Origin of the sequence: Polymorphobacter sp., assembly GCF_048007885.1 — a bacterium.
In the GTDB taxonomy this organism is placed as follows: domain Bacteria; phylum Pseudomonadota; class Alphaproteobacteria; order Sphingomonadales; family Sphingomonadaceae; genus Sandarakinorhabdus.
Window position 1 is genome coordinate 1384620 of record NZ_CP180346.1, and the last position, 25528, is coordinate 1410147.

Genomic DNA, 25528 nt, shown 5'->3' on the forward strand with positions numbered 1-25528 from the left:
CCGCTAAGCGTGATGCGCTGATGGCGCCAAGAGGAGCGGCACAAATCGGGGACACTATGGGCTTTGCGGAACTGGGACTGTCGGATGAGCTGATGCGCGCTGTCGAAGACAGCGGCTATACCGTCCCGACGCCAATCCAGAAGGGCGCCATCCCCTCTGTGCTGATGGGGCGCGATATCATTGGCGTGGCCCAGACCGGCACCGGCAAGACGGCCAGCTTCGTGCTGCCGATGATCGACATTCTCGCCGAAGGCCGCTCGCGCGCGCTCATGCCGCGCTCGCTCATCCTCGAGCCGACCCGCGAGCTGGCCCAGCAGGTGAGCGAGAATTTCGACAAATATGGCAAATATCACAAGCTCTCGATGGCGCTGCTGATCGGCGGCGTGTCGATGGGCGATCAGCTTTCGGCACTGGAAAAGGGCGTCGATGTGCTCATCGCCACGCCGGGCCGGCTGATGGACCTGTTCGGCCGCGGCAAGATCATGCTCGGCCAGTGCAGCCTGCTGGTCATCGACGAGGCCGACCGGATGCTCGACATGGGGTTCATCCCCGATATCGAGGAAATCTGCACCAAGCTGCCCGCCACCCGCCAGACCTTGCTGTTTTCGGCGACCATGCCGCCGCCGATCAAGAAGCTGGCGGACAAGTTCATGTCCGACCCCAAGATGATCGAAGTCGCGAGGCCAGCGAGCACCAACACCTCGATCACCCAATGGGTCATCAAGCTGGATCAGCGCGACAAGCGCGAAACACTGCGCAGCATCCTGCGCGATGACGAGCTCAAGAACGCGATCATCTTCTGCAACCGCAAGCGCGATATCCGCGAGCTGGTCGAGAGCCTGCGCAAGGCACGCTTCGCGGTCACACAGATCCACGGCGACATGGACCAGAGCGACCGCATCAAGGAGCTGGAACGCTTCAAATCGGGCGAAATCAACATCATCGTCGCCTCCGATGTCGCCGCACGCGGCCTCGACATCCCCGGCGTCAGCCATGTCGTCAACTATGACGTGCCCCATCACGCCGAGGACTATGTCCACCGCATCGGCCGCACCGGCCGCGCCGGCCGCACCGGCACCGCCTATACGCTGGCCACATCTGACGAGGCCGAAAATCTGGCGCAGGTCGAAAAGCTGATCGGTCAAAAGGTACCTGTCTGGGGTGCAGCCGGTGCCCCCGAAAAGCCTGCTGACAGCCCCGAACCGAAAAGCGCCGTCGCAGCGCCGAAGGCCGCTGCGCCAGAGCTGGTGGAAGCCAAAGAGCAATCGCACAGCGATGATGACGGTCCTCGCCGCCGCCGCCGCGGCGGTCGTGGTCGCGGGCGGAGCGACGACAAGCCGGAAGCGCCCCCTCGCACTGAAGCCCGCCGCGAACCGCCCCGCGATCAACGGCGTGACCCGCGTAACAACCGCAGCGGCAGTGACCGATCGCGGGACGAACGTTCGCGGGACCGCGATGATGACGGCGAACGCGTGATCGGTTTTGGCGCTGAAGGGCTGCCAGACTTCCTCACCCGCAAGGCAACGATTGAACGCTGATTATCGGCTGAGTTCTGCTTCGATCAGCGGTTGCAGCTGGATTTGCAGCGTCACGCCGCTCCGCGAAGGGTCAGAGCCAACGCCAATCGGCTCTTCCATGGCGATGATGGCCCAATAACCATTCCCAAAATCCACCCAGGGCGTGAACCCAAAGGCTCCGGGCGAAGAGATCACCGGGTTGGCGTCGCATTGCGCGTCATAGACGGGCTTGTTGCAAACCCGCCAAAAGCCAGCGCCATAGTGCCAATCGATGTCATTGGCCGCCGCTGCTGCTGGCCTATAGGTGATCGTCCGGTCGCCGATCCGATCTGCGAGATAGGCGGCACGATTTTGCACCAATGTCCCAGCCAGCAGGGCCTGGAGGATGCGGCCATATTCGGCTGGTGTGCTGCGCAGGCTTCCGGCGATGCGGGTGTTATCGCCACCTAATAGAGGATAGCGCGTTTCCAGCGTCAACCCGAGTGGGTTGAGCAGAACCTCGCGCATCACCGTTTCAAACCCCCTGCCCTCGCACGCCTGTACCATGGCGGCTGCAATCTGCAGATGCGCCGGGCCATAGTCATAGGCGGTATCCGGCGGCGCCTGCAGGCCGCCATCATGAATCTGGCGCACGCAGTCCGCCAGGCTGATCTGCGAGCTTCCGATGCAGCCAGCGTCAACATCGCCCCCCGAAAAGCCCGATGTGAAGCCGAGCAGCGTGTCGAGCGTCACCAAGCTGCGTGCATCCGCTGCATCACGCGCCCAGAAATCAAGAACGGACTGCGGCCGGTCCGTTGCCGCCAGCCGCCCGGCCTCGATCAACCGCCACACTGTCAAGGCCGCCGGCAGCTTCGATGCCGAGGCGATGGCGATGTTGCGGTTGATGGTCATTTGTCCACGCTGGAAACTGTGCAGAACGCCATTCGCATCACCGATCATCAAGGCAATATTATTCACCGGAGACGCCGCCATGGCCGCGTCGATCGCAGCAAAATCCATTGCTGGCGACGGCGCGGGCGATGGGGCGGGCGATGGGGCGGGCGACGGGGCCGGAGACGGGACCGGTGCGGGCGCGGGGGCAGGCGCGGGAGCTGGAGCGGGGGCTTGCGTCTGTGAAGAACGGGACGTTTCGCCGCCGCAGGCCGCCAGCAGCAGTGCAGCGATTCCAGATCCGAGGCGCAGAGATTTGTCCATCCGGCTTCTACGGGATGGATGCCGCATTTCCCTCGGCAAGGCGGCGCATCAGCTGGGCGTCGCGAATGGCGGTTTCGGCCCGCGCACGTTCGATTTCAAAGCCCAGCCGGGCCGGCGCGCCAATCACTTCGGACACAGGACGGCGCAGGCTTGGCCCGGCAGGCATCTCGGCACGGCCGATACGAAAGGCAAACGTCGGCCGACGGGCTGCATCAACGCCGGGGAGCGCATCAACGGCGCGGGCAAAGCGCGGTACCGTGCCGAGCTGACGCTGGCGGTCGATCATTTCGGGAAGCTGGTTGAGCGGCTGGGCGACGAGCCCGAGCGAGGTGGCGATGAGGTGAAGCCGTTGCCAGGCAAGGCCGGCATGGAGCGCAAGCCGGCGGTCCCATGGGTCGGTGGCGGTGATCAGGCCAAAGACGCTGGCGGTCGGCAAATGGCTGTCGCGGGTGGCCTCGAGCCAATAGCGGCCCTCCTGTGCCGCCCCCATCGGCGGCAGCATGGCGGCGGCGGCTGCCATCATGGGCGCCACCCCCGATGTGGCGAGCGTCAGGCCATCCTTGTGCCGGTCCTGCGCGGCGCGACTGTGGCGGAACCAGCGGTGCGAGGCAGCCATCATCGCCGTATCGGCCGCGATTGCTCCGGTCGCCTCCAGCGTCAACGCGGCGAAGCGCTGGCCGGCCTGGCTTCCGGCGGCAAACAGCTGCACAGCGATCTCGGGCGGGCGGGGAAAATCAAGGAGCGCCGCGGTCTGCTCGGGCGTCAGTGGCGCGCCGGTCCAGGGGCCGCGGTGGGTGTGGCGGCGGCCGATGGCGGGCAGCAAGGGATGGGGCGGCGGCGCGGAACGGCTCGGCGTATCAAGTTCGAGGCGTGCGACATGGCCGAGGTTTTCCGGGTCGGGCAGCAGGCGCACCGTGGCGAGACGGCCTAGCGCCGTGGAGGCGATCGCCATGTTGTGGATGGCGCCGCCAAGCCCAGCCAGTCGCTCGCGGCCGAAGGGGTCCATGGCGCCAAGATCGCGTTCCGGCTCTTCGAAAATGTCGACGCCGAGACGGCCGATGGCAAACCGCCAGGGCTGGGTGTTGTGCGGCGAGGCGGCGAGCAGCCCGGCCGAGACCAGCGCGAGAGGCCCGCTGTGACGGCGGCCGGTCCAGTCATCCCAGGCCTTGAGCGCCGGGCTGTCGGAGAAGCGGATGACCCCCTGATCGACGGCGCGGACGGCAACGAGGGTGGCCGCAGCGCCTGCCGTCCAGCCCAGCGCCTGACGGCGGCTCAGGCTCATTCGGCGGGATAAGCTTGGGGCGGCGATGCGGCGCGGATGGCGTCGCTGGTCTCGCCGGTGACGGCGCCGGGCGGGCCGAACAGCGCGATGGCCAGCGCTTTCGGGCTGCGGGCGCGGGCCGCGTCGCGGGCGATGCCGACCCATTCATGCACCGCCACCCAGAGCGGGTTGAAGCTGGCCAGATTGTGGATGATGCCATAGCGCGGGCGTTCGGTTTCGGGGGTGAAGGTGCCGAACAGCCGGTCCCAGATGATCAAGACGCCGCCGTAATTCCGGTCGAGATATCCGGGGTTTGTGCCGTGGTGCACCCGGTGGTGCGAGGGAGTGTTGAACAGCCACTCGATGGGCGCCGGCAGCCGGCCGACGACTTCGGTGTGGATGAAGAACTGGTAGACGAGGTTGAGGCCGGCGCAGAACAGGATCATCTCGACAGGGAAGCCGATGAGCACCAGCGGCAGGCGGAACGCGAAGGAGAGCGAGAGCCAGCCTGTCCAGGTCTGCCTGAGCGCGGTCGAGAGATTATAGTGCTGGCTTGAATGGTGGATGACATGGCTGGCCCAGAACCAGCGGATGCGGTGGGCGGTGCGGTGGAACCAGTAATAGGTGAAATCCTCGGCCACGAAGCAGATCGGCACCAGCCACCAGGCCAAAGGCAGATCGAACAGCCGATAGGCAGCGAGCGCATGCATCAGGGCGACGATGCCGCCGCCGACGAGCACCGCGGCCATGGTGTTGCCAAGGCCCATGGCGAGGCTGGTGCCGGTGTCGCGCCACTCATACTGGCCCTTGGCGCCGGCGCGAATGACGAACATTTCCAGCATCATCGCAAGAATGAAGGCGGGAATGGCGAGCTGGACGGGATCGGGGAAGCTCATAGCCGGGCGGCCCATCGTCCGGCGTCGGGACCAAGGGCGAGGGCTGTGCGCGGGAAGCCGGGCTCGGGCAGGCGCAGGTGCAGCCGCTCGCCCTCCAGCCGGGCCTCGGCGCCCTTCAGCAGGCGCACGACATAGCGGTCACCAAAGGCCATCACCAGCGCGGTGCGGCCGTCGCGGGCCGAGACGAGCGCAGCCTTGGCGTCATCGGAAACAATGGATTCAACGGGTTCGAAGCGCGGCAGGCTCCCTGCGGCCTCCAGGGCGGCGGTTTCGGCATCGACGAGGCGGGCTTGATTGCGGAAGCCCAGCGCCCAGGCCAGCGCGATGAGGGTGAGGACGCCGAGGATGGAGGTGAAGATCATCGGCTGGCGAGATGCTTGAGCGTTCCCGCCATCATGGCGATGTCATAGCCCGCAGCCGCGGCGGCTTCGATGAGGCTCATGGGGTCGGTGCCGCAGCTGGCTTCGGCCAGCGCCCAGAGGTGGGTGGAGCGGGTGCCGGAGCGGCAATAGGCGAGCACCGGGCCGGGCGCGGCGGCGATGGCATCGACCATGGCGACCACCTGATCGGGGCCGAACCCATTGTGATCGATGGGAATTGCGACATAGCCCATGCCGCTGGCCCGGGCCGCGGCTTCGATCATGGCGCCGCTGGGCTGACCGGGGGCCTCATCGTCGGGGCGGTTGTTGATGATGGTGGTAAAGCCTTGCGCCGCAAGGCTTGAACAGTCTTCAGGGGCGATCTGCGGGCTGACCGAGACGGTGGGGGAGAGGGGAGCGACCATGGAGCGACATTAGCCGCTGTGGCGGGCTACTCAATAGGGGATGAACTCGGTTTCGCCTGGCACCATGGGGAAATCGCCCTTGCGCCAGCGCTCGACGGCATCGGCGATCCGGGCCTTGTCGTGATGGACGAAATTCCATTCGAGGTGGCGCGGTTCGGTCATGGGGGCGCCGGCCAGAAGCATGAGTTTGCTTGGCTTTTCGGCCTTCAGTGTGGCCTTGCCGGGGGCGGGGCGGGCCAGCGTTTCGGGGATGAGAGCCGCGCCTTCGAGATCGGCTTCACCATGCACCAGAAACAGGCCGGTCTCGCCCCATTCGGGCAGCAGATCGAAGGCAGCGCCGGCGTCGAGATCGAGGGCGGCGTAGAGGATGGGATGGGGGTAGACGACCGGCGAGGCATGGCCGTCGAGGGTGCCGGCGATGAGGGTGATGCGGGCGCCGGGGCGGGTGATGACGGGCAGATCAGCGGCTGCAACATGCTGAAAAGACGGTTCTGTTTCCTCATGGCTGCGGGGCAGCGCGACCCAGGCCTGAAGCGCGTGGATGCGGTGGCCTTCAGCACGGAGGGTGTCGGGTGTGCGTTCGGAGTGGGTGATGCCGTGCCCGGCGGTCATCCAGTTGACCGCGCCCGGCGTGATGTCGATGACGGTGCCGAGGCTGTCTCTATGGGTCAGCGCGCCTTCGAACAGCCAGGTGATGGTGGCGAGACCGATATGGGGATGGGGGCGGACATCGATGCCTTCGTGCGCAGCGAAGTCGGCGGGGCCGAGCGCATCGAAGAAGACGAAGGGGCCGAGGCTGCGGCAGGCGGGCTGCGGGATGAGCCTTGAGACCGAGAAGCCGCCGAGGTTTTTTTTCATGCCTTCGAGCGTGGTGAAGGGGGGCATGGCGCACCTTTTCCGGTGGGTTTCGGGGGGTCTGGAAGGTCAGGAAGGTTAGTCCAGCACGCCGTGATTACAAGACGATGATGCCCCGGAGGATTTGCAGACCCGATCCTGTTTTTTCAGCCTAGCAGGAAAGCGGCGTGTAGGACAGGCGGCTCAGAAGCTGCAGGCGAGGCGCCAGAGCTTGGCGGGGCGGTCGAGGGTGATGGTGCTGCACCTGTCGAGCGTGTCACGGCCGATCAGCACCCAAGGCGAGCGACCGCTTTTCTTGCGGCGGTCGGCGGTGACGGTAATGGCGTCTTCGTCATCCTCGGCGGTCGAGGTGCCGGCTTCAGCTTCGGCGTCGATGCGCTTGGCCTCGGCTTCGGTGATGCGCACCGCGGCGTTGCGGATCGGCAGGCCCATCAGCGTGGCGCCGTCGCGCGCTTCAAGCCGCTGGATCGGCAGCGCCACGCCGGGAAAGGGCCGCCACAGGCCGACCGAACGCTGCTTGCGGACCATGCCGGCCTCGGCCAACGCTTCATAGGCGCGGGCGTTGAGGATGGTTTCGGGCGCGTTCAGCTCAAGGGTGACGCGGATCTTTTCATCGGCCACACGGGTCTGCATCGAGGCGGAATTGGTACCCTTGCGCGGCAGCGCGTAAGCGCGGTCGCCGGGCGCATCGGGGCGCAGCCGGAAGGTCAGCACCTCTTGATCGAGCGCGAAGGCGGAGAGGATGCCGTCAGCATCGTCAGCGATCGGCTTGTCCACCCAGACGGTGGGGATGCGGCGGCTTTCATAGCCTTTTGGCGCGACGCGGACGATGTTGAAGCGGAACAGCGCCCGGCCGCCGGGGATGAGCGCATCCTTGAAGGTCTGCTTGCCGATGAGTGGGAAGATCTTGAGATTGGCGCGCTGCGCCGGCTCAAGATTGAGGATCAGAGCGGCATCGAAGCCGAGCGCGAGGCGGGCGCGCATCGGCTGGTCCTTGATGATGATGTCCTGATAGGCCTGTTGGCCTTGGGGAACGAGGATTTCAGCGGCCCCGGCGGGTGCGGCCAGCAGCAGGGCGGCGAGGACCAGTGGCTTCATGCAGCGCTTTTGCTGGCGCTGTCTGCCGGGCCGCCAGCGAGGATGAAGCGGCGGTCGCAATAGGGGCAATCGACAAAGCCGCTGGCATCGATCTGCAGCCAGACGCGGGGGTGGCCATCACCACCCCGCTCGTCACCGTCGCAGAACAGCCGGGCGGCGTTGGTGACCATCGTTTCGGGCGGCGGAATCGAGTCCATGGCCTCGCCTCTAGCAAGCCGGGAGCGGCAAGTCACGCGGGCAAGCGCGGCGCTGCCGGACGGCAGGCGTTGCAGAAATGTCGCAGTGCAGCATTGCCATGCAACTGAAACAATACTGCCGCGCGCCTGTCATGCGCGCGGTGCAATCGCCGCCTCATTCATCCCAACCGACAGGAACCTCGTCATGCGCGCTCTGCTGCTTGCCTCTTCCATGCTGCTCGCCTCCCCGCTGCTCGCCCAGCAGACGGCACAGGCCGAGGGCGCCTCCAACACCGCGTCGATTGGCGACGAGATCATCGTGACCGCGCAGAAGACCGAGCAGCGCCTGGTCGATGTGCCGGTGACGGTGACGGCTTATACCGGCAGCACGCTGCGCGAGATCGGCATCACCCAGTTTGACCAGCTGGCCGGCTTTGTGCCCGGCCTCAACATTCAGGAACAGTCCCCCAACAACCCCGGCTTCGTGATTCGCGGCATCACGTCCGACACCGGCAGCTCGCAGGGCGCGCCGGCGGTGACCGTCTATCTGAACGGCGTTGACGTCTCGCGCTCGCGCGGCAGCTATTTCGACCTCTACGACCTTGAGCGCGTCGAAGTGGTGAAGGGGCCGCAATCGACGCTGTTCGGCACCGCCGCCGCCGTCGGCGTCGTTTCGGTGATCACCAACAAGGCCCAGCCCGGCATGTCGGGCGAGCTGCGCGCGGCCTATGGCAATTTCAACCAGCGCCGCCTCGACGGCTTCATCAACATCGGCAATGACACCATCGCAGTGCGCGTGGCCGGTGCGGTCAAGCTCCGGAACGGTGTGGTGCCCAACATCGCCGGCACGCCCGACAGCCAGACGCCGAACGGGCCGCGCGTGCGCGACTTGAATGGCCAGGACCAATATGGCGCGCGCGTCTCGGTGCGCTACACGCCGTCCGACCGCTTTACCCTCGATCTGGTCGGCACCTATGACGGCCAGCGCGCGCCCGGCACCGCCTTCAAGAGCGGCACCTTCGCGCCGACCGGCGGCGACACCTCGCCCTTCACCTTCGCCGAAATCTCGGGCTCGCCGTTCAGCGAGCGCGACCTTGGCGGCGAACTGGGCCTTGTGCGCAACGTCTATGACCTCAACCTGACCGCCAACTACAAGACCGACGGCGCCTTCAGCTACACGCTCGTCACCGGCTACCGGAACTTCGATTCGAACGAAGTGTTCGACGCCGACGGCACTCAGGCCTGGTATCTGGAATTCGCCGAAGACGCGCGCGGCGAGCAGATCAGCGCCGAAGGCCGCATCAACTATGACAGCGACACCTTCCGCGCCTTTGGCGGCATCAACTACTTCTGGGAAAAGGGCTTTCAGAGCGTGCCGTTCAGCACCGAGGAAGGCACGCTGCTGCAGTGCGCGGCCAATGTGATCCCCGGTCTGGGCTGCATCAACAATGCGACCGGCGTGGTGAGCGCGGCGCAGGTGACGAGCATCTTCACCCAGGGCGCGCTGCAGGCCGCGCCCTATGCGGCCGAGATCTTCCGCAACGAAGCCGAACTCGACTCGCTCTCCTTCTTCCTTGACGCGACCTGGATCCCCACACCGGCCCTCGAAATCTCGGTGGGCGGGCGCTATCTGATCGAAGGGCGCGACAGCGGCTTCTCGAACAACATCCCCAACCTCGCGCTGACCGGCGGGCCGCTGTTCTTCGGCGGGCCGAGCACCAATGGGCAGGTGCTGCGCTCCTCGGGCAGCTTCGACGCCTTCCTGCCGCGCGCCAACCTGCTGTTCCGCGCCAGCGACAGCATCAACTTCTATGCGACATGGTCGAAGGGCCGCCGCTCGCCCGTGGTGAACCTGGGCGCGCGACGGGACGCCAGCGGCCAGATCGTGCCCAACAACACGCTGATCGATGAGGAAAAGACCACCAACTATGAAATCGGCATGAAGGGCCGCCTTGGCCCGGTGAACTTCGGCATCGGCGCCTATTTGCTGAAGTACAAGAACTTCCAGATCAGCGTGCAGGAAGAGGGCAACCCGATCGCCCAGACCCGCAGCGCCGGCTCGGCGACCAACAAGGGTGTCGAACTCGAACTGACGGCGTCGCTCAGCGACCGAGTGAGCGTGTTTGCCAACGGCGCCTATATCGACGCCCGGGTGGACGATGACCCGCGCTTCGTGGCCTTCGCGGGCGACCGCTTCCGCCTGCAATCAAAGTGGCAGGGCTCGATGGGCGGCACCGTGACCGCGCCGCTGTGGGAAGATGCCGAACTGTTCTTCACGCCGAGCATGACCTACCGCTCCTCGGTGTTCTTCGAACTGCCCAACAATCCGGTGACCAGCCAGGGCCCGGTGACGCTGGTCAATTTGCGCGCCGGCTTCCAGCACCCGGACGGCAACTGGCAGATCATGGGCTTCGCCCAGAACCTGTTCGACAACGACTATGTGCTCGACGCCGGCAACACCGGCGGCGGCTTCGGCATCCCGACCTTCATCCGCGGCCTGCCAGGCCTCTACGGGGTCGAAGCCGTCATCCGCTTCCGCTGATCGGGGCTGCGCGCCGGGGGCCTTTGGGCCTCCGGCGGCAGTTAAGGGCCTCGGGCGGGTCAGAAGGGCCTCCGGCGGCTGGGGGCGACGCCCCCAGACCCCATTCGTTGGTTTGGGACAAGGCCTGAAAAGGCAGCGGCGGCGCGTAGCGCATTTATAGCCTGCGGCGCTGGGCTTGGGGGGACGGGCGTCGCCTAGGCCCCGGATCAGGTCCGGGGCGACGGATTTCTTTGGGCGGTTCCACTAATGGGGTCTGGGGCCTGAGGCCCCAGCCGCCGGAGGCCCTTTTGACCGCCGGAGGCCCCTGCCCTGTTCAGATGAGCCAGAGGGACTGGAGTTCGCGGACCATGTTGGTGGGCAGGGTGTCGGTGTCGCCGGGGGTGAGGTCTGGGGGGGCGTTGGCGGGGGTGAGGTAGCGCCAGCCCTGGTGGGCGCGTTTGGGCAGGGGCTGGACGGGGATGGGGCCCGGCGCGAGGTCGATGCGGCATTTGGTGCCCCAGGGGGTTTCGACCATGGCGAGGCCGAGGATGGGCTGGCGGGCGATGATGCGGTGTTTGATGATCCAGTAGAGCGAACCGCCGGCGAGGTCTGTGGCTTGTTTGGGCATGAAGCGGGTGAGGGCGGCGGCGGCGGCGGGGCCGAAGCGTTCGGTTTGCAGGCGGGCCAGCGTTTCGAGGTCGGGGCAGCCGACGGCGACTTTGGTGAGGTGCAGCATCAGGCGAGATATTGGACGCCGACGAGGGTGGCGAGGCCGAGGAAGAGGAAGAAGCCCATGGAATCGGTGATCATGGTGACGAAGACGGAGGAGGCGACGGCAGGGTCGGCATCGAGCCGGTCGAGGGTGACGGGGACGAGGACTCCGGCGAGGCCGGCGATGATGATGTTGAACAGCATGGCGGCGGCGATGACGGCGCCGAGTGCGGCGTTGGTGAAGAAGGCGGCGGTGGCGGTGCCCATGATGAGCGCGAGGGTGAGGCCGTTGAGGAGCGCGACCTTGATTTCGCGCATGATGGTGCGCCGTGTGTTGGTTTCGGTGAGCTGGTTGGTGGCGAGTGCGCGCACGGTGACGGCCATGGTCTGGTTGCCGGCGTTGCCGCCCACGCTGGCGACGATGGGGGACAGGGCGGCGAGCGCGACCAGCGCTTCGATGGAGGCGGAGAAGAAGCCGATGACGCTGGCGGCGAGGATGCCGGTGGCGAGGTTGGTGACGAGCCACTGGGCGCGGCTGCGGTAGGTGGTGAGGATGGGTTCGTTGATGTCGCCGTCGCCGGCGCCCGAGAGCTTGAGCACGTCTTCGCCGGCTTCCTGCTGGATGACGTTGACGATGTCATCGACGGTGATGACGCCGGCGAGGCGGCCGGCGCTGTCGATGACGGCGGCCGAGATGAGCGCGTATTTCTGGAAGATGAGGGCGACTTCCTCCTGATCGAGATCGGCGGGGATGAGGGTTTGTTCGCGCTGCATGATGTCGGTGACGGCGATGTCGGGGGGCGTGGTGAGGAGCCAGGAGAGGCGCATGGTCCCGACCGGCTTGCGGTCGGGGTCGATGACGAAGATTTCCCAGAAGTCGGTGGCCGGGTCGGTGGTGGCGCGGACATGGGCGATGACGTCGGCGATGGTCATGGTTTCGGGGACAGCGACGAGCTCGCGCTGCATGAGGCGGCCGGCGGATTCTTCGGGATAGGTGAGCGCGGCTTCGATGTCGGCGCGGTCGGCGGGCGCGAGGGCTTGCAGGACCTGGCGCTGTTCATCGGCTTCAAGGTCTTCGATGATGGCGACGGCGTCGTCGGTATCGAGGCTGGTGACGACATCGGCCATTTCGCGCGGGGTGAGCAGGGCGAGGACATCGTCGCGGACGTAATCGTCGAGCTCGGCGATGACGCTGGCGTCGAGGGCTTCGCCGATGGCGGCGGCCAAGGGGCGGCGGGCGGACTCGGGGACGAGGGCGAAGAGATCGGCGATGTCGGCCGGGTGGAGGGGCGAGACGAGGCCGCGCGCGGTGTCGGCGTCTTCGGCTTCGAGCGCGCTGGTGACCGACGCGACGAAGCCGCGGCTGAGGCGGCTTTCGTCGAGCGCGGCCTCAGGGCTTTCGGGCGCGGGGGTGAGGGCGGGCTCGTCCATGACTGCCCCCTTACTTCGGGCGGGCGTTCAAAGCCACTCCCGCAGGCGCCGGTGAGGCGCTATGGTGCGGGGATGAGCGCGATTGCCGTTGTGGCCCTTTTGTTCAGTGGAACCGCCATGCTGGGGGGCTGGCTGGCGTTTCAGTTCTGGACCGGGGGCAAGGCCTTCAAGGGGGCGAGCGCGGTGCATCTGCTGATTGGCGCAGCCGCGCTGGAGGGGCTGGTGCTGCTGCTGCGCGGCGCGCCGGACGGGACGCGGGCGCCGGTGGGCGATCTGGGGCCGTATGCGGCCTTTGGGCTGGCCATGGCCTTTGTGACCGGGCTGTGCATTCCGCTGATCGCCAAACCGAAGCCGGGGGCGGCGACGAGCGCGATCATTGCCCATGCCTCGGTGGCGACGCTGGGGCTGGGGGCGCTGCTGATCTGGCTTATTCGGGCGTGATCTTCTTCATCAGGCGGCAGTCGCCGCCCTTGGGGAGCGTGGGCGCGCGGAGCAGCTTCAGCGCATAGGGGGCCATGCCGCCATTGTCATGGCCGACATCGGGGATGAGGGCGCAGGACCAGTTGAAGGGGACGCCGGCGGCGGCGGCGCCTTCCTGGGCGGCGGCGAAGAAGGCCTTGCCGCGGGCGAGGCGGTGCGGGCCTTGGGCCATGGCTTCGGGCTGGCGCGGGAGGCTGGGGTAGTTGGGGTCATTGTCGGCGGTGCCCTGCATGACGAGCATGGGGGCAGCGAAGGCGCTCTCGGGCTGCCACAGGCCCTGTGGCAGATTGGAGACGCCGAAGGGCCAGCCATTGGGGCCGATGGGCCAGGTGTAGCTGCCGGAATTGGCGGAGACGGCGCGGGACATTTTGGGCGATCCGCCGAGCAGCACGAAACGGTGGACGAACTGGGCGCCGGCGGAGTGGCCAAAGAGGATGTAGGTTTTTGCGCTGAGCTTTTCGGCGGCGACGACGCGTTCGAAGATGGTGTCGAGGGCGGAATAGGTCCAGGCGGCGCGGGGGCGGGCATTGCCGGCTTCGTCGAGGACGGCGCCGAAATTATAGTTGAGATTGCCGGGGAAGGCGGCGCGGGTGAATTCGGGGACGATGATGACCAGGCCTTCGCGGGTGGCGAGCTCGACCCATTCGGCCATGTAGCGGTCTGCATCGCGGCCGACCCCGTGCATGACGAACATGACCGGGGCATCGGCGCCAGCGCTGGGCGGGTTGAGCAGCCAGACGGGGATGGGGTTGCCGCCGCCGCCTTCGACCCAGTTTTCGATGGTGATGCGGCGGACGCCGGCCTTGGCCAGCACCTCGGGGATCTGGACGATGCCGGTATCGGGGACGCGGTCACGCGAGGGCGTGCGGGCGAATTCGGCGAGCAGGGCGGGCACGGTGGCGGGGGCGGTTTGGGCGCTTTGGGCGGCGCAGCCGGCAAGCAGGGCGGCGAGAAGGAGGGTCCGGGGGCGCATGGTGGCTCCTGTCAGTTGTTCGTGCTGGCGATGAGGGCGCGGGCGGCGGCTTCGGCCAGTGCTGCGGTGCGTTCGGGCGGGCTGTCGTCGCCGACTTCCCAGGTCAGGGCGCCGACGCCGAACTGGTCCTTGGCCCAGCTTTTCAGCACGCCGTTGCCGGGGTTGTGGGCGCGGTCGATGCGCACCTCTTCGCGCGCGAGGTCATCGGCGATGCCGGCCAGCATGGCCTGACCCAGATCGGGGCCGTCTGGCAGCGGCGGGGCATAGACGACGTCGCGGAATGTGGAGTGGAAATCGATCACGGCGAGGATGGGGGCGTGCTTCGCCTCGGCCTCCATGGCGCGGGCGAGCGCCGTGGTTTCGGGCTGGGTGAACGGTCCCCAGTCGCGGTTCAGATCCTTGCCGCCGCGATTTTGCCGCCAATGGCCATGGGCGAAGCCATCGGGATTGACCAGCGGCAAGATCATCAGCGCATGGCGCTGGCGCAGCGCGCGGGCAGGCGCGCTGTCACCGAGCAACACGTCGGTGAAGGTGGCGAAGGCCTGGGGGCCGGTGGTTTCGGGCGGGTGTTGGCGGGTGAGGATGACGATGGTGCCGCGCGCGCCTGCCGGGCGGTGGTGATAAACGGGAAGCGGGCGGCGATCGAGGCTGTAGCCGGCGGTGCTGCGGCTGAGCTGGCCGCTGCGGACCCGCGCTTCGAACGGGGCGAGGACGCCTTCGATGGTTTCGGGCGGCTGGGCGATGACCAGGCTGGCGGCGGCGGGGGGCAGGCGCAGCGTGGCCGATGTGCGGTCGGGCGCAACCGCGAGGCGGGCGGCCTCGAGTCTTACAGGCGCTGCATTTTCGGTGGCCAGCCATGGCTGGTAGCGGTGCTTGCCGCCTTCATAATGGAGGGTGAGCAGGGTTTCGCCCGGGCGCTGCGAGGCGATGACCATGCCGTACCAGGGGCTGGGGTTGATGGGCTGGGCTTCGGCGCGGATGGTGGCATGGACATGGCCATCATCGCCGATGGTGCAGGCGGCGAGCGCGGCGCGCTCGAAGCCGGCATGAACGCTGAGCCCCGGGGCCTGGCAGACGGGCGCTGCGGCGAGCGCGGCGTCGAAGGCGAAGGTGGGTGGGGCTGAGCTGGCAGACGTGAGTTCAGGGCGTGATGAGGTGGCGCAGCCGGCCAGAGCCGCGAGCAGCAGGACCGGAAGCGCCGCCTTTCTCATCAGAAGTTGCCGCGCAGCTGGACGTAATATTCCCGGCCCTTGAGCTGGTGATATTGCGGCAGATAGCCGAGCGATTCATCGGCCAGCGGCGGGGCTTCATCAAAGACATTGTTGACGCCGACGCGCAGGCGGACGTTCTGGCCGCCGCCGATGCGGAAGCGATAATCGCCGAACAGGTTGACGCGCCAGTTTTCCTTGACCTGCCAGAACACCGTCTCGCCGTCGATGGTGAGATCGGCCGAAGTGTCCTGGAAGCCGGCGACATAGCGCACCGAGCCGCCAAGGCCGACATCGCCCTTGCTCCAGCCGAAGGTGCTGCTGGCGCGCCAGCGCGGATTGCCGTCAAGCTGGATGCGGTTGACTTCGAGGATGCTGAAATCATTGCCGAACACGTCATTGTCATTGCCGGCGAGCGAATTCAGCAGCTCGTTGCGCTCGACATCCAGCGTCTTGAGGTAGGTGGCTTCGATGCCGAGGCGGAAATCACCGAGATTGCCGAAGTCAAACGCCGTGGCGAGGCTGAAATCAAAGCCGTCGGCGACCTGACGATCGAGGTTGATATAGGGATCGCGGACGAACAGCACGGCCCCGGCGGGGTCGCGCTGGTCGTTCGGGTTCGCGGCGTTCCACGCGTCGAAGGCGGCGATGTCTTCGGCGGTGGGATCGGCGCGCACGACATTGGGGTTGAAGCTGCCCTGACGCCGCTCGAGGAAATCGAGGGCCAGCGCCTCGCGGTTGCCGAACGCGCCGACGACGCCGGTCTGCTCGAAGCGCCAATAGTCGACGCTCAGCGTGAAGCGCCGGACGGTCGGGCTGTCGAACAGCTTGGCGGCATCAAGCACGCCGCCGACGACGAAGGTCTTGGTGTTTTCGTTGCGCAGATTGGGGTTGGATTCGCGCACCGAGGCGAGATAGGCCTCGCCGGTGGAGCCGGGATCGCGGGTGACGGCCGAGCGCCAGTAATCCTCGATGTTGAGGTTTAGGCGCGAGATGTCGCCACGGTTGAGCTGAACGAGGTTGGGGACGCGGAAGCCTTCGGAATAGGCGGCGCGCAGGTTGAAGGCGCGGATGGGGAACCATGACAGCGCCACCTTGGGCTTGACCGCGCCGACATCGAGATCGTCGAAATATTCGCCGCGCACGGCGAGCTGCAGGTTGATCTCGTTGAACATGGGGCCATCGTCATTGCCGCGCACCAGCGGCACCAGCGCTTCGGCGAAGCCGGCGAAGACGTTGCGGCTGGCGGTGCTGTCGCGCGTCGGGCTGACGCCGACGACATCGGAGCCGCCCGAGACATTTTCGGTGGAGAAGATGATGGTGCCGTCGAGCCGCTCGTCACGGTCTTCGGTGTAGCTTTCGCGCCGCCATTCGACACCGGCAGCGATGCCGATGGGGCCGGCCCAGTTTTCAAAGGCATTGGAATTGGAGATGCGGAAATCGGCCGTGGTCAGCGTGGTCTTGCCGACATTGAGACTGCCGATGCGGGCGCGGTCCCACTGTTCCTGGGTGTTGGCATTGGGGCCGCCGAAGGGGTTGATCGCATCGGGCGTGGACTTTGAGAGCTCGGCCAGCAGCAGCGTCTTGGAGAGGCGGTTGGTCTCTTCATCCGATGTCTGGTTGGAGCTGTTGGCGATCGCACCTTCCCAATCCCAATTGCCGAAATTGCCGCGCAGGCCGGCCATGATGCGGTAGGTTTCGGTGTCGGTGGTGATGAAGCGCGGGCCGAGATCGGTGGGCCGCCAGTTGAGCAGCAGCACGTCGCTGCCTTCGGCGCCGACATCATTGCTGTTGAGGCCGGGCAGGCGGTTGGGGCTGCCTTCGGGGCCGAACGGGTTCCAATAGTTGGAGGCCGGCACGACGAGGAAGGCGAGGCCGGAATCGAGCGGCTGGGTGGCGCGGTTGGACGAGGTCTTGGCGCGGTAATAAAGGCCCTCGGCGAAGAATTCGAGGCCGCTGCCGAACTCATGCTCGAAGACGCTGTAGAGATTGAGGCGATTGGCGTTGGAGATGAGCTGGCGGCCGCGTGCGCTGACCGGATCCTGCTGGATGATCACGCCCTGATCGAGGGCGTTGTTGGGCTGGTTGGCATTGAAATCATAGCGCAGGCCGACATCGAGATTGCCGTCATCAAGGCCCATGCAGCCCTCGGGCCGATCCCCGAGCACGGCGCGGGTGCCGGGGAAGCTGCACGGCTGGACATGGAAGGTGCCGCTGCTGTTGGTGATGGCGCTGGAGCCGACGCGGATGCGCTGGCCGACGAAGACGCCCTGCGCATTGACCGCACCGGCCTGATATTGGCCGAAGGGCGAGGAGGTGGAGGTGTTGCGGAAGTCGGTGGTGTCGGTGCCGAAGGGATCGTCGCCGAGGAAGCCGCGCTTGTCGACGGTGTTGAACTGATTGTCGAGCTCGGAGGCGAACAGGCCGGTGCGCTCGAAATAGCCGCCGGTGAAGAAGATGCGGGTGCGGTCCTGGTTGAACTTCAGGCCGAAGGCGACATCGCCCTGGATTTCATCGGAGCCGGTGCCTTCGACGCCCGAATAGCGCAGCGTGGCGCGGACCCGGTCGAAATCGGAATCGAGGATGGTGTTGACGACGCCGGCGGTGGCATCGGAGCCGTAGAGCGCCGAGGCGCCGTCGCGCAGCACTTCGACGCGGTCGATGCCGGCGGCGGGGAAGGCGTTGACGTTGGTGATCTGGCGCGGCGTGGAGCCGATATCCTGATTGACGGCATGGGCGGCGATGCGGCGGCCATTGAGGAGGACCAGCGTGTTGCCGGTGCCGAGCCCGCGCAGGTTGATGGTGGCGACGTCGCCGCGCGCATCATTGGGGCCATCGGCGGCGCCGTTGATTTCGGCCGCACCGGCCTGGGCGATGTTTTCGAAGAGCTCGCCGGTGGAGTTGACGCCGAAGGCTTCGAGCTCTTCGGAGCTGAGCACGGTGACGGCGATGGCGCCGCTGTCGGAGGCGCCGCGGATGTTGGAGCCGGTGACGACGATTTCTTCGGCTTCGGCCGGGGCCGGTGCCGGGGCGGCGGCTGGCTGCGCGAGCGCGGGGCCGGCGAGCAGGGCTGCGGCGAGCGCGAGGGTGCTGCTGTTGGTCATCATCTTCATTGGTCTTCCCCTGTTGGTTCTTGTGGTTGGTTGTTGTGGTTGAACTCAGTCGCTGTCGGCCTCGGGGCCGGGGACGGCGATTTGCGGGCCGAAGCGGCGCTCGGCGAAGACGGCGGCGAAGGCGGCTTCGTCGATGGCGCCTTCCCAGCGCGAGACGACGATGGTGGCCACCGCATTGCCGATGAAATTGGTGAGCGCGCGGCATTCGGACATGAAGCGATCGATGCCGAGGATGAGCGCCATGCCGGCGATGGGCACGCTGGGCACGATGGTGAGAGTGGCGGCGAGCGTGATGAAGCCGGCGCCGGTGACGCCGGCGGCACCCTTGGAGGAGAGCATGGCGACGCCCAGCAGGAGCAGCTGCTCGCCCCAGCTGAGCTCGATGCCGGTGGCCTGGGCGATGAACAGCGCGGCCAGCGTCATGTAGATGTTGGTGCCGTCGAGATTGAAGCTGTAGCCGGTGGGGACGACGAGGCCGACGATGGGCTTGGGACAGCCGGCGCGCTCCATCTTTTCCATCAGGCTGGGCAGCGCGGATTCGGAGCTGCTGGTGCCGAGCACAAGCAGCAGCTCGGCCTTGAGATAGGAAATGAGGGTGAGGATGGAGAAGCCGCTGGCGCGGGCGACGCCGCCAAGGACAACGAGGACGAAGAGCAGCGAGGTGAAGTAGAAGGTGGCGACGAGGGCTGCGAGATTGGCGATGGAGCCGATGCCATATTTGCCGATGGTGAAGGCGAAGGCGCCAAAGGCCCCGATGGGGGCGGCGCGCATGAAGATGGCGACGAGCTTGAAGAAGCCGGCGGCGAGCGATTCGAGGATGCGGATGAGCGGCTGGGTGGCCTCGCCGACCATGGCGAGCGCGATGCCGAAGCTGATGGCGATGAACAGGACCTGGAGCAGATTGCCCGAGACAAAGGCGCCGGCGACCGTTTCGGGGATGATGCCCATGAGGAAGGCGGTGAGCGTCTGGTCCTTGGCCTTGCGGGCGTAATCATCGACTTCGCCGGTGGCGAGCGTGGCGGGATCGATGTTCATGCCGGCGCCCGGCTGGACGACATTGGCGACGATGAGGCCGATGATGAGGGCGACGGTGGAGAAGAAGAGGAAATAGGCAAAGGCCTTGCCGGCGACGCGGCCGACGGAGCCGAGGTCGCGCATGCCGGCGATGCCGGTGACGATGGTGAGGAAGATGACCGGGGCGATGATCATCTTGACGAGCTTGATGAAGGCATCACCCAGCGGCTTGAGGGCGACGCCGGTTTCGGGCGCGAAATGGCCGATCAGGCCGCCGGCCACGATGGCGGCGAGCACCTGCACATAGAGCTGCGCATAGAGCGGTGTCCGCCCGGCCGCGCGCGGCTGATATGATACGCCTGTGGCGATGGTTCGCTCCCCTGCCCTGCCGGCCCCGTTTTCCGGCCTTGAGCGCGCGACCGTTGGGCTTTCGATTCGCGGGGGCAAGGGGTTTTGTGAATTTTGATGTCTTCTTGATACTATTGGGATAATTGCTCTGACGGCGAGATTTTTTGTGTGGATTTTCGCACATTTGGGCTTTTTGATGTGCGGGAAACCGCCTATTGGGTGGGGATGATGGCGGCTGTTGCCTTGTTTTTGGGTCGCGCGGCGCTGCCGCTGGCGGTGGGGCTGGCGCTGGCGGCGAGCTGGGCGGCGGGGCTGGTGGCGGGGCGTCAGGCCGATGCGGCGCTGGCGCGCGAGGCGGCCGCTTCGGCGAGCCTTTATGAGGCGGTGTTGCGCAGCGCGCTGGAGCGGCACCGGGCGCTGCCGATGGTTTTGGCGGGCGACGGGGCGCTGGCGGCGGCGCTGGAGAGCGGCGGGGCGGCGGCGCTCAGGGCACTGGATGGGCGGCTGGCTGGGCTGGAGGCGACCACGGCGGCGGCGGCGATCTATGTGATCGATGCGGACGGGCGGACGGTGGCAGCGAGCAATGCCGGCACGCCGCTGAGCTTTGTCGGGCGGGACTTCACCTTTCGCGATTATTTTGCCGAAGCGATGGCGGGCGGGCGCGGCGAGCAATTTGCGCTGGGGACGACGACCAACCAGCCGGGGCTTTATCTTTCGGCGCGGGTGGAGGGGCCGGCGGGTCCGCTGGGCGTGGTGGTGACGAAGATCGATTTTTCTGGGCTGGAGGCGGAATGGGCGCGGGCCGGGGCGCCGGTGTTTGTGACCGACGGGGATGGGCGGGTGATCATTACCACGGTGGAGGACTGGCGGTTTCGGAAGGAAGCGGACCTCGGCGTGCGGGCGGTGGCGGACAATCCGGTGCATGTGGAGGCGGCGCGGCCCGGCGGCGGCACGGCGGAATATGTGCGCGCCGCGACCGCGACGGCGATGGCGGGCTGGACGCTCAACCTGTTGCAGCCCGCGAGCGGTGCGGTGGATGCGGCGGTGACGGCGGCGAGCACGGTGACGCTGCTGGTGGCCGCCGCGCTGATTTTGGGCGGCTGGCTGTTGATGCAGCGGCGCACGCGGGCGGCCCGCGCTGCGGCCGCACGGGCCGAGGCGCAGGCCGAGCTGGAGGCACGGGTGGCGGCGCGGACGCGCGAGCTGAGCGCGGCCAATGCGCAGCTGACCGGGATGATCGAGGCGCGGCGCAAGGCGGAAGCCGCGCTGCTGCTGCTGCACCAGGAGCTGGAGCAGGCCAACCGGCTGACGACGCTGGGGCAGATTGCGGCCGGCGTGACGCATGAGATCAACCAGCCGGTGGCTGCGATTGCCAGCTGGGCGCACAATGCCCGGGCGCTGCTGGCGCGCGGCGACATGGCCGAGGCCGAGGCGGCGCTTGGCACGATCGAGGGGCTGACCGAGCGGATCGGGCGGATTACCGGGGAATTGCGGGACTTTGCGCGCAAATCGGACGGGCCGGCGCAGGCCGTGCGGCTGGAGGATGCGGTGACGGGCGCGCGGATGCTGGTGCGCGGGCGCGGCGACGCGGTGCATATCGACAGCAGCGGGGTGGGCGAGGGCGTGCGGGTGATGGCCGACCGGATCCGGCTGGAGCAGGTGCTGGTCAATCTGTTGCAGAATGCGATGGACGCGGGCGCCACGCGGATCGGGATCGAGGCGGCAACATCGGCCGGGCGGGTGCGGATTTCGGTGGCGGATGACGGGCCGGGCCTGCCGCGTGCGATCCGGGCCAAACTGTTCACGCCGTTTCAGACCAGCAAGCCGCGCGGGCTGGGGCTTGGGCTGGTGATTTCCCGCGATATCTGCCGGGCGATGGACGGCGAGCTGCGGCTTGCGACGAGCGGCAAGAGCGGCACGCGCTTTGATATCGAGCTGCCGGCGGCGACCGGTCTGGAGGCGGCAGCCGCATGACGGGCCGGGTGCTTTTGGTGGAGGATGATGCAGCGCTTTCGGCGGGGCTGGCGACGAGCTTGCAGCTGGCCGGGCATGAGGTGGAGGTGGCGAGCGACGGGGCGGCGGTGCTGGCGCGGCTCGATGCGCGCTTTGAAGGCGTGGTGGTGTCGGACCTGCGGATGCCGGGGATGGACGGCTGGCAGTTTTTTGAGGGGCTGCGCGCGCTGGATCCCGATCTGCCGCTGATCTTCATCACCGGCCACGGCGACATTGATGCAGCCGTGCGGGCGCTGCAGCAGGGCGCCTATGACTTTCTGGCCAAGCCCTTTGCGCCGGCACGGCTGATCGCCAGCCTGGGCCGGGCGCTGGAGAAGCGGCGGCTGGTGCTGGAGAACCGGCGGTTGCGCGCTGCCGCCGAGGCGGACGCCGAGCCGCTGGCGGGCGGGCCTTTTGCCCATGTGCTGCCGCTGGCGGGCGAAAGTGCGGCGATGACGGCGCTGCGCGCGACGCTGGCGCATATTGGCGAGGCGGAGATTGATGTGCTGATCGAGGCCGAGGCGGGGACCGGGCGCGACCAGCTGGCGCGGCTGCTGCATGACGCCAGCCGCCGCAGGGCACGCGCCTTTGTGGGCCTGAACTGCGGCGCGGTGCCGGCGGCGATGCTGGCCGAGGCACTGTACGGCGATGAGAGCGGGCGGCGGCCGCGCGGCAGCGGACCGGCGGGCGGCAAGCTGGCGCTGGCTTCGCGCGGCACGCTGTTTCTGGACGGGATCGAGGCGATGGACGCGGCGTTGCAGGCGCGGCTGGGGGCGACGCTGGATGGCGGCGCGCTCGATGCCAAGCCGCTTGATGTGCGGGTGATTGCTGCGACCGGCACCGATTTGCGCGCCGAGGCCGGGGCCGGGCGCTTCAACCCGGCGCTGCTGGTGCGGCTGGGGGCGCTCAGACTGCGGATCCCGCCGCTGCGCGAGCGGCGCGAGGATGTGCCGCTGTTGTTTGCGCGGCTGGCGGCCGATGCGGCGCGGCGCTTCGGGGTGAGGCTGGCGCTGGCCGAGGACGGCCTGCCGATGGGCGTGCGCGCGCATCTTCTGGGCCATGACTGGCCGGGAAATTTGCGCGAACTGGCGCATTATGCCGAGCGCCATGTGCTGGGCATCGAGAGCCAGATCGGGGGCGCAGGCGCGGCTGCGGGCGGGGACGGGGGCGGGACAAACTGGACGGCGGCGGAGGCCGGCGGCGACACGCTGGCGGCGCGGATGGCGCGGATCGAGGCCGGGCTGCTGCGCGAGGCGCTGAGCGCGTGTGATGGGCGGATCAGTGCGGCGGTGACGCGGCTGGGGCTGCCGCGCAAGACGCTTTATGACAAGCTGGCCCGGCACGGGATCGACCCGGCCGCTTTCAGGCGGCGAGACGGGCAGCGGGGCGGGGAGCGGGGAGGCTGAGGATGAACGCGTTGATGGAGGCCGAGACCCCCTGCCTGCTGCTGGACGCGGTGCGGATGGACCGCAATATTGCACGGCTGCAGGCGCGGATGGACGCATTTGGCGTGATGTTGCGCCCGCACATGAAGACCGCGAAATCGCTTGATGTGGCGGCGCGGGTGATGGCGGGCGCGGGCGCGGCGATCACCGTTTCGACGCTGAAGGAGGCGGAGGCATTTGCCGCCGCAGGTGTGCGCGACATGCTTTATGCGGTGACCATCGCGCCGGGCAAGCTGGGGCGGGCGGCGGCGCTTTGCGCGCAGACCGGCGGCGGGCTGATGCTGGTGGTGGACAGTGTTGCGGCGGCGGAGGCGGTGGCGGCGCATGCGCGCGAGAGCGGCACGGCCCAGCGCGCGCTGATCGAGATTGATGTTGATGGCAAGCGCGCCGGGGTGAAGGCCGGGGACGCGGCGGCGCTGCTGGCGGTGGGCCGGGCGCTGCAGGAGGGCGGGGCGGCGCTGGCGGGCGTGATGAGCCATTCGGGCGGCTCTTATGCGGGCGGCGGGCCGGACGCGATGGCGGCGGCGGCGGAGACCGAGCGGGCGGGCGCGGTGCTCTCGGCCCGCATCTTGCGCGAGGCCGGGTTGCCGGCGCCGATCGTGAGCGTGGGCTCGACGCCGACGGCGCATTTTGCGCGCGATCTCGCCGGGGTGAGCGAGGTGCGCGCCGGGGTCTATATGTTCTTTGATCTGGTGATGGCGGGGCTCGGGGTGTGCGGGCTGGAGGATATCGCGATTTCGGTTTTGGCCACCGTGATCGGGCATCAGCATGGCACGGGCGATGCGATCATCGATGCGGGCTGGACGGCGCTGTCACGCGACCGGGGGACGGCGGGGCAGGCGGTGGACCAGGGCTATGGACTGGTCTGCGATGTGGCAGGACGGCCATTTGGCGATCTGATCGTGCGCGAGGTCAATCAGGAGCATGGGATTTTGGCGCTGCGAGAGGGCAGCGGCGGGCGGGCGCCGCGTCTGCCGATTGGCACGCAGGTGCGGGTGTTGCCCAACCATGCCTGCGCGACGGCGGCGCAGCATGGCGCCTATGCGGTGATGGGGGCGGGCGGGCGGATTGAGGCCGAGTGGCCGCGTTTTGGCGGCTGGTGAAACCAGGCGACCGACCATCCGCGCCCGCGAATGGTCGGTGGCCAAGAGCATTCAGGCCAGGCGACCGACCATCCGCGCCCGCAGATGGTCGGTGGCCAAGGGCGGTCGGGCCTCAGGCGAGCACGCGGCCCGGCTGCTGACGGCGGCGGCGCATGGTGGCGCCGACGAGGCCGAAACCGGCGATGAGCATGGCCCAGGAGGCCGGCTCGGGCACCGAAGCGGTGATGCCGATGGTGTCGAACTCAAAGGCATTCTGGCTCGAGAGGAAGCGCACGGCGTTGACGGCGTCGCCACTGTCGATGCCGAAGGTGATGCGGCGGTTGGTGACATTGGCGGGCTGGCTGCCGTTGGCGGGCGGGAAATCAGCGCCGGTGAAGCTGGAAACGACGGTGAAATCGCTGCCCGTATAGCGCCCGATCTGAAGCGTGTTGTAGAGATCGATCGACCCCCAATAGAGGCTGAAGCCGGTCAGGACATGGTTGGGCAGGTCCTGGGCGGCGAGATAATCGGTAAAGTCGAAGATGCTTGAGCCGCCGGAACGGACGGCCTGATAGTTGGTCGTGGTGCCGGCGGGCGCCGCATATTGGCCGCCGACGCTGCCCGACCCGGTGAAGACATTGCCGACGGGCGAGGTGATATTGTCGATGCCGGCGGGCGTCGGATTGTCGAAATCGATGACCGTGGTGAAGCCGGCCGGCATACCCGGATCGGGGGCGCCGGTCTGGTTGCTGATGACGGTGACAGCAGAGGCCGGAAGCGCCTGAACGGCGATGGCGGCAGCAGCGATGATGGCCTTGTTCATGACACGTCCCCTTGCATGGTTGCGAGGGAGAAATTGCAGAAATTAACGAAGAGTTCAAACTTTTTTAAGATTACGGTAATTTTACAGTAAGCCTTTGTTCATCTTTTCAATGGGTTATTTTGCAGTCTCTGGTTCAGATTTTACAATTAACGCGTTGGAATCGCGGGATTGATGGCCGCGACTCGGAGATTTTTGCATCCATAATGGTGCTGATTTTGTCAGATCGCCGGCGGGCAGCGGCTCACTGGCTATGATCTGGCAGGAAATCGCCGGGAGGCGGCCGCATTGCGGCTATCGGCTCGCCAATGGCAGGTCGTGGCGCATGTTGCCGGTGCGGTCGACGGGGCGTGCCCGGCCCTTGTGGTCCAGCCTGATCGAGGGCAAGTCATGGCGCGTGTTGCCGGTTCGGTCGACGAGGCGGGCGACGCCGTGCCTGTCAACCTTGAGCGCCGGAAGATCGAAGCGGGTGTTGCCGGTCCGGTCAGTGATGCGGAGCCGCGTTTCGGGCTGGGCCTGGGCTGTGGATGCCAGCAACAGGAGCGCAAGGACGAGCAGGACTGCGGCTGGGGTTGTGCTGGCCATTTGCGAAGATGCGCATGGCGGACA

The 25528-nt window shown here is 67.3% G+C and carries 22 protein-coding genes; 6 read left to right on the plus strand and 16 right to left on the minus strand.

Features of this window, described 5'->3' with window-relative positions:
• The first annotated feature begins 56 nt into the window (after positions 1-56).
• Positions 57-1538 carry a DEAD/DEAH box helicase gene (locus ACMVO5_RS06575; RefSeq protein ID WP_416909252.1) on the plus strand — a complete coding sequence of 494 codons (1482 nt, stop codon included), beginning with the start codon at positions 57-59 and terminating at the stop codon, positions 1536-1538.
• Here ACMVO5_RS06575 and ACMVO5_RS06580 read toward each other — a convergent pair whose 3' ends face one another.
• The 8 genes from ACMVO5_RS06580 to ACMVO5_RS06615 all read right to left on the minus strand — a co-directional run bounded on the left by ACMVO5_RS06580 (position 1539) and on the right by ACMVO5_RS06615 (position 7802).
• Positions 1539-2408, minus strand: a complete 870-nt coding sequence (locus ACMVO5_RS06580; RefSeq protein ID WP_416909253.1) for a serine hydrolase domain-containing protein — start codon at positions 2406-2408, stop codon at positions 1539-1541.
• Between the two features lie 310 nt (positions 2409-2718).
• On the minus strand, positions 2719-3993 hold the full coding sequence (locus ACMVO5_RS06585) for a hypothetical protein (RefSeq protein WP_416909254.1): 1275 nt from the start codon (positions 3991-3993) through the stop codon (positions 2719-2721).
• Positions 3990-4883, minus strand: coding sequence for a sterol desaturase family protein (locus ACMVO5_RS06590; protein ID WP_416909255.1), 894 nt, complete (start codon positions 4881-4883; stop codon positions 3990-3992). The genes ACMVO5_RS06585 and ACMVO5_RS06590 overlap by 4 nt, the downstream gene beginning before the upstream one ends.
• Positions 4865-5230, minus strand: coding sequence for a hypothetical protein (locus ACMVO5_RS06595; protein ID WP_416909256.1), 366 nt, complete (start codon positions 5228-5230; stop codon positions 4865-4867). Before ACMVO5_RS06595 ends, ACMVO5_RS06590 begins: the two co-directional genes overlap by 19 nt.
• Positions 5227-5652, minus strand: coding sequence for a TIGR01244 family sulfur transferase (locus ACMVO5_RS06600; protein ID WP_416909257.1), 426 nt, complete (start codon positions 5650-5652; stop codon positions 5227-5229). The genes ACMVO5_RS06595 and ACMVO5_RS06600 overlap by 4 nt, the downstream gene beginning before the upstream one ends.
• Positions 5653-5682: 30 nt before the next feature.
• Positions 5683-6537 carry a pirin family protein gene (locus ACMVO5_RS06605; protein ID WP_416909258.1) on the minus strand — a complete coding sequence of 285 codons (855 nt, stop codon included), beginning with the start codon at positions 6535-6537 and terminating at the stop codon, positions 5683-5685.
• Between the two features lie 153 nt (positions 6538-6690).
• Complete coding sequence (locus tag ACMVO5_RS06610) at positions 6691-7605, minus strand: hypothetical protein (RefSeq protein WP_416909259.1); 915 nt, start codon at positions 7603-7605, stop codon at positions 6691-6693.
• The gene (locus ACMVO5_RS06615) at positions 7602-7802 is read right to left on the minus strand and encodes a zinc-finger domain-containing protein (RefSeq protein ID WP_416909260.1); all 201 of its coding nucleotides are present in this window, start codon (positions 7800-7802) and stop codon (positions 7602-7604) included. Before ACMVO5_RS06615 ends, ACMVO5_RS06610 begins: the two co-directional genes overlap by 4 nt.
• A gap of 184 nt (positions 7803-7986) precedes the next feature.
• Here ACMVO5_RS06615 and ACMVO5_RS06620 point away from each other — a divergent pair, with 184 nt between their 5' ends.
• Positions 7987-10323 (plus strand): TonB-dependent receptor, encoded by a 2337-nt coding sequence (locus ACMVO5_RS06620; protein WP_416909261.1) that lies wholly within the window; start codon positions 7987-7989, stop codon positions 10321-10323.
• Between the two features lie 313 nt (positions 10324-10636).
• Here the strand turns inward: ACMVO5_RS06620 and ACMVO5_RS06625 are convergent, their stop codons facing one another.
• Both ACMVO5_RS06625 and mgtE read right to left on the minus strand, forming a co-directional pair.
• Entirely contained in the window at positions 10637-11038 is a 402-nt protein-coding gene (locus ACMVO5_RS06625; protein ID WP_416909262.1) for a DUF1489 family protein, read from the minus strand.
• Entirely contained in the window at positions 11038-12444 is a 1407-nt protein-coding gene (gene mgtE, locus ACMVO5_RS06630; protein WP_416909263.1) for a magnesium transporter, read from the minus strand. Before mgtE ends, ACMVO5_RS06625 begins: the two co-directional genes overlap by 1 nt.
• A 72-nt stretch (positions 12445-12516) precedes the next feature.
• On the opposite strand from mgtE, the gene ACMVO5_RS06635 reads away from it, so the two are divergent.
• Entirely contained in the window at positions 12517-12885 is a 369-nt protein-coding gene (locus ACMVO5_RS06635) for a hypothetical protein (RefSeq protein WP_416909264.1), read from the plus strand.
• On the opposite strand, the gene ACMVO5_RS06640 is transcribed toward ACMVO5_RS06635, so the two are convergent.
• Genes ACMVO5_RS06640 through ACMVO5_RS06655 form a run of 4 tightly spaced genes read right to left on the minus strand, consistent with a single transcriptional unit; the run spans position 12872 to position 19535 of the window.
• Positions 12872-13897 (minus strand): hypothetical protein, encoded by a 1026-nt coding sequence (locus ACMVO5_RS06640; RefSeq protein WP_416909265.1) that lies wholly within the window; start codon positions 13895-13897, stop codon positions 12872-12874. The genes ACMVO5_RS06635 and ACMVO5_RS06640 overlap by 14 nt on opposite strands.
• A gap of 11 nt (positions 13898-13908) precedes the next feature.
• Positions 13909-15108: a M14 family metallopeptidase gene (locus ACMVO5_RS06645; RefSeq protein WP_416909266.1), complete on the minus strand. Its 1200-nt coding sequence runs from the start codon at positions 15106-15108 to the stop codon at positions 13909-13911.
• Positions 15108-18218: a TonB-dependent receptor domain-containing protein gene (locus ACMVO5_RS06650; protein WP_416909267.1), complete on the minus strand. Its 3111-nt coding sequence runs from the start codon at positions 18216-18218 to the stop codon at positions 15108-15110. Before ACMVO5_RS06650 ends, ACMVO5_RS06645 begins: the two co-directional genes overlap by 1 nt.
• A gap of 45 nt (positions 18219-18263) precedes the next feature.
• Entirely contained in the window at positions 18264-19535 is a 1272-nt protein-coding gene (locus ACMVO5_RS06655) for a dicarboxylate/amino acid:cation symporter (protein ID WP_416909268.1), read from the minus strand.
• A 270-nt stretch (positions 19536-19805) separates the two neighbouring features.
• On the opposite strand from ACMVO5_RS06655, the gene ACMVO5_RS06660 reads away from it, so the two are divergent.
• Genes ACMVO5_RS06660 through ACMVO5_RS06670 form a run of 3 tightly spaced genes read left to right on the plus strand, consistent with a single transcriptional unit; the run spans position 19806 to position 24120 of the window.
• A complete protein-coding gene (locus ACMVO5_RS06660) occupies positions 19806-21554 on the plus strand; it encodes a sensor histidine kinase (protein ID WP_416909269.1) in 1749 nt (582 codons plus the stop codon).
• Positions 21551-22978, plus strand: a complete 1428-nt coding sequence (locus tag ACMVO5_RS06665) for a sigma-54-dependent transcriptional regulator (protein ID WP_416909270.1) — start codon at positions 21551-21553, stop codon at positions 22976-22978. Before ACMVO5_RS06660 ends, ACMVO5_RS06665 begins: the two co-directional genes overlap by 4 nt.
• 2 nt (positions 22979-22980) lie before the next feature.
• Positions 22981-24120 carry an alanine racemase gene (locus ACMVO5_RS06670; RefSeq protein ID WP_416909271.1) on the plus strand — a complete coding sequence of 380 codons (1140 nt, stop codon included), beginning with the start codon at positions 22981-22983 and terminating at the stop codon, positions 24118-24120.
• A gap of 112 nt (positions 24121-24232) precedes the next feature.
• On the opposite strand, the gene ACMVO5_RS06675 is transcribed toward ACMVO5_RS06670, so the two are convergent.
• Together ACMVO5_RS06675 and ACMVO5_RS06680 are read right to left on the minus strand one after the other, a co-directional pair.
• The gene (locus ACMVO5_RS06675) at positions 24233-24922 is read right to left on the minus strand and encodes a PEPxxWA-CTERM sorting domain-containing protein (protein ID WP_416906750.1); all 690 of its coding nucleotides are present in this window, start codon (positions 24920-24922) and stop codon (positions 24233-24235) included.
• Positions 24923-25213: 291 nt separating this feature from the next.
• Positions 25214-25504 carry a hypothetical protein gene (locus tag ACMVO5_RS06680; protein ID WP_416906752.1) on the minus strand — a complete coding sequence of 97 codons (291 nt, stop codon included), beginning with the start codon at positions 25502-25504 and terminating at the stop codon, positions 25214-25216.
• Between the last annotated feature and the right edge of the window lie 24 nt (positions 25505-25528).

What these genes read in the sequence shown, in the direction of transcription:
- ACMVO5_RS06575 (WP_416909252.1), top strand. Translation starts at nt 57, where the DNA reads ATGGGCTTTGCGGAACTGGGACTGTCGGATGAGCTGATGCGCGCTGTC.
- ACMVO5_RS06580 (WP_416909253.1), bottom strand. Translation starts at nt 2,408, where the DNA reads ATGACCATCAACCGCAACATCGCCATCGCCTCGGCATCGAAGCTGCCG.
- ACMVO5_RS06585 (WP_416909254.1), bottom strand. Translation starts at nt 3,993, where the DNA reads ATGAGCCTGAGCCGCCGTCAGGCGCTGGGCTGGACGGCAGGCGCTGCG.
- ACMVO5_RS06590 (WP_416909255.1), bottom strand. Translation starts at nt 4,883, where the DNA reads ATGGGCCGCCCGGCTATGAGCTTCCCCGATCCCGTCCAGCTCGCCATT.
- ACMVO5_RS06595 (WP_416909256.1), bottom strand. Translation starts at nt 5,230, where the DNA reads ATGATCTTCACCTCCATCCTCGGCGTCCTCACCCTCATCGCGCTGGCC.
- ACMVO5_RS06600 (WP_416909257.1), bottom strand. Translation starts at nt 5,652, where the DNA reads ATGGTCGCTCCCCTCTCCCCCACCGTCTCGGTCAGCCCGCAGATCGCC.
- ACMVO5_RS06605 (WP_416909258.1), bottom strand. Translation starts at nt 6,537, where the DNA reads ATGCCCCCCTTCACCACGCTCGAAGGCATGAAAAAAAACCTCGGCGGC.
- ACMVO5_RS06610 (WP_416909259.1), bottom strand. Translation starts at nt 7,605, where the DNA reads ATGAAGCCACTGGTCCTCGCCGCCCTGCTGCTGGCCGCACCCGCCGGG.
- ACMVO5_RS06615 (WP_416909260.1), bottom strand. Translation starts at nt 7,802, where the DNA reads ATGGACTCGATTCCGCCGCCCGAAACGATGGTCACCAACGCCGCCCGG.
- ACMVO5_RS06620 (WP_416909261.1), top strand. Translation starts at nt 7,987, where the DNA reads ATGCGCGCTCTGCTGCTTGCCTCTTCCATGCTGCTCGCCTCCCCGCTG.
- ACMVO5_RS06625 (WP_416909262.1), bottom strand. Translation starts at nt 11,038, where the DNA reads ATGCTGCACCTCACCAAAGTCGCCGTCGGCTGCCCCGACCTCGAAACG.
- mgtE (WP_416909263.1), bottom strand. Translation starts at nt 12,444, where the DNA reads ATGGACGAGCCCGCCCTCACCCCCGCGCCCGAAAGCCCTGAGGCCGCG.
- ACMVO5_RS06635 (WP_416909264.1), top strand. Translation starts at nt 12,517, where the DNA reads ATGAGCGCGATTGCCGTTGTGGCCCTTTTGTTCAGTGGAACCGCCATG.
- ACMVO5_RS06640 (WP_416909265.1), bottom strand. Translation starts at nt 13,897, where the DNA reads ATGCGCCCCCGGACCCTCCTTCTCGCCGCCCTGCTTGCCGGCTGCGCC.
- ACMVO5_RS06645 (WP_416909266.1), bottom strand. Translation starts at nt 15,108, where the DNA reads ATGAGAAAGGCGGCGCTTCCGGTCCTGCTGCTCGCGGCTCTGGCCGGC.
- ACMVO5_RS06650 (WP_416909267.1), bottom strand. Translation starts at nt 18,218, where the DNA reads ATGAAGATGATGACCAACAGCAGCACCCTCGCGCTCGCCGCAGCCCTG.
- ACMVO5_RS06660 (WP_416909269.1), top strand. Translation starts at nt 19,806, where the DNA reads ATGATGGCGGCTGTTGCCTTGTTTTTGGGTCGCGCGGCGCTGCCGCTG.
- ACMVO5_RS06665 (WP_416909270.1), top strand. Translation starts at nt 21,551, where the DNA reads ATGACGGGCCGGGTGCTTTTGGTGGAGGATGATGCAGCGCTTTCGGCG.
- ACMVO5_RS06670 (WP_416909271.1), top strand. Translation starts at nt 22,981, where the DNA reads ATGAACGCGTTGATGGAGGCCGAGACCCCCTGCCTGCTGCTGGACGCG.
- ACMVO5_RS06675 (WP_416906750.1), bottom strand. Translation starts at nt 24,922, where the DNA reads ATGAACAAGGCCATCATCGCTGCTGCCGCCATCGCCGTTCAGGCGCTT.
- ACMVO5_RS06680 (WP_416906752.1), bottom strand. Translation starts at nt 25,504, where the DNA reads ATGGCCAGCACAACCCCAGCCGCAGTCCTGCTCGTCCTTGCGCTCCTG.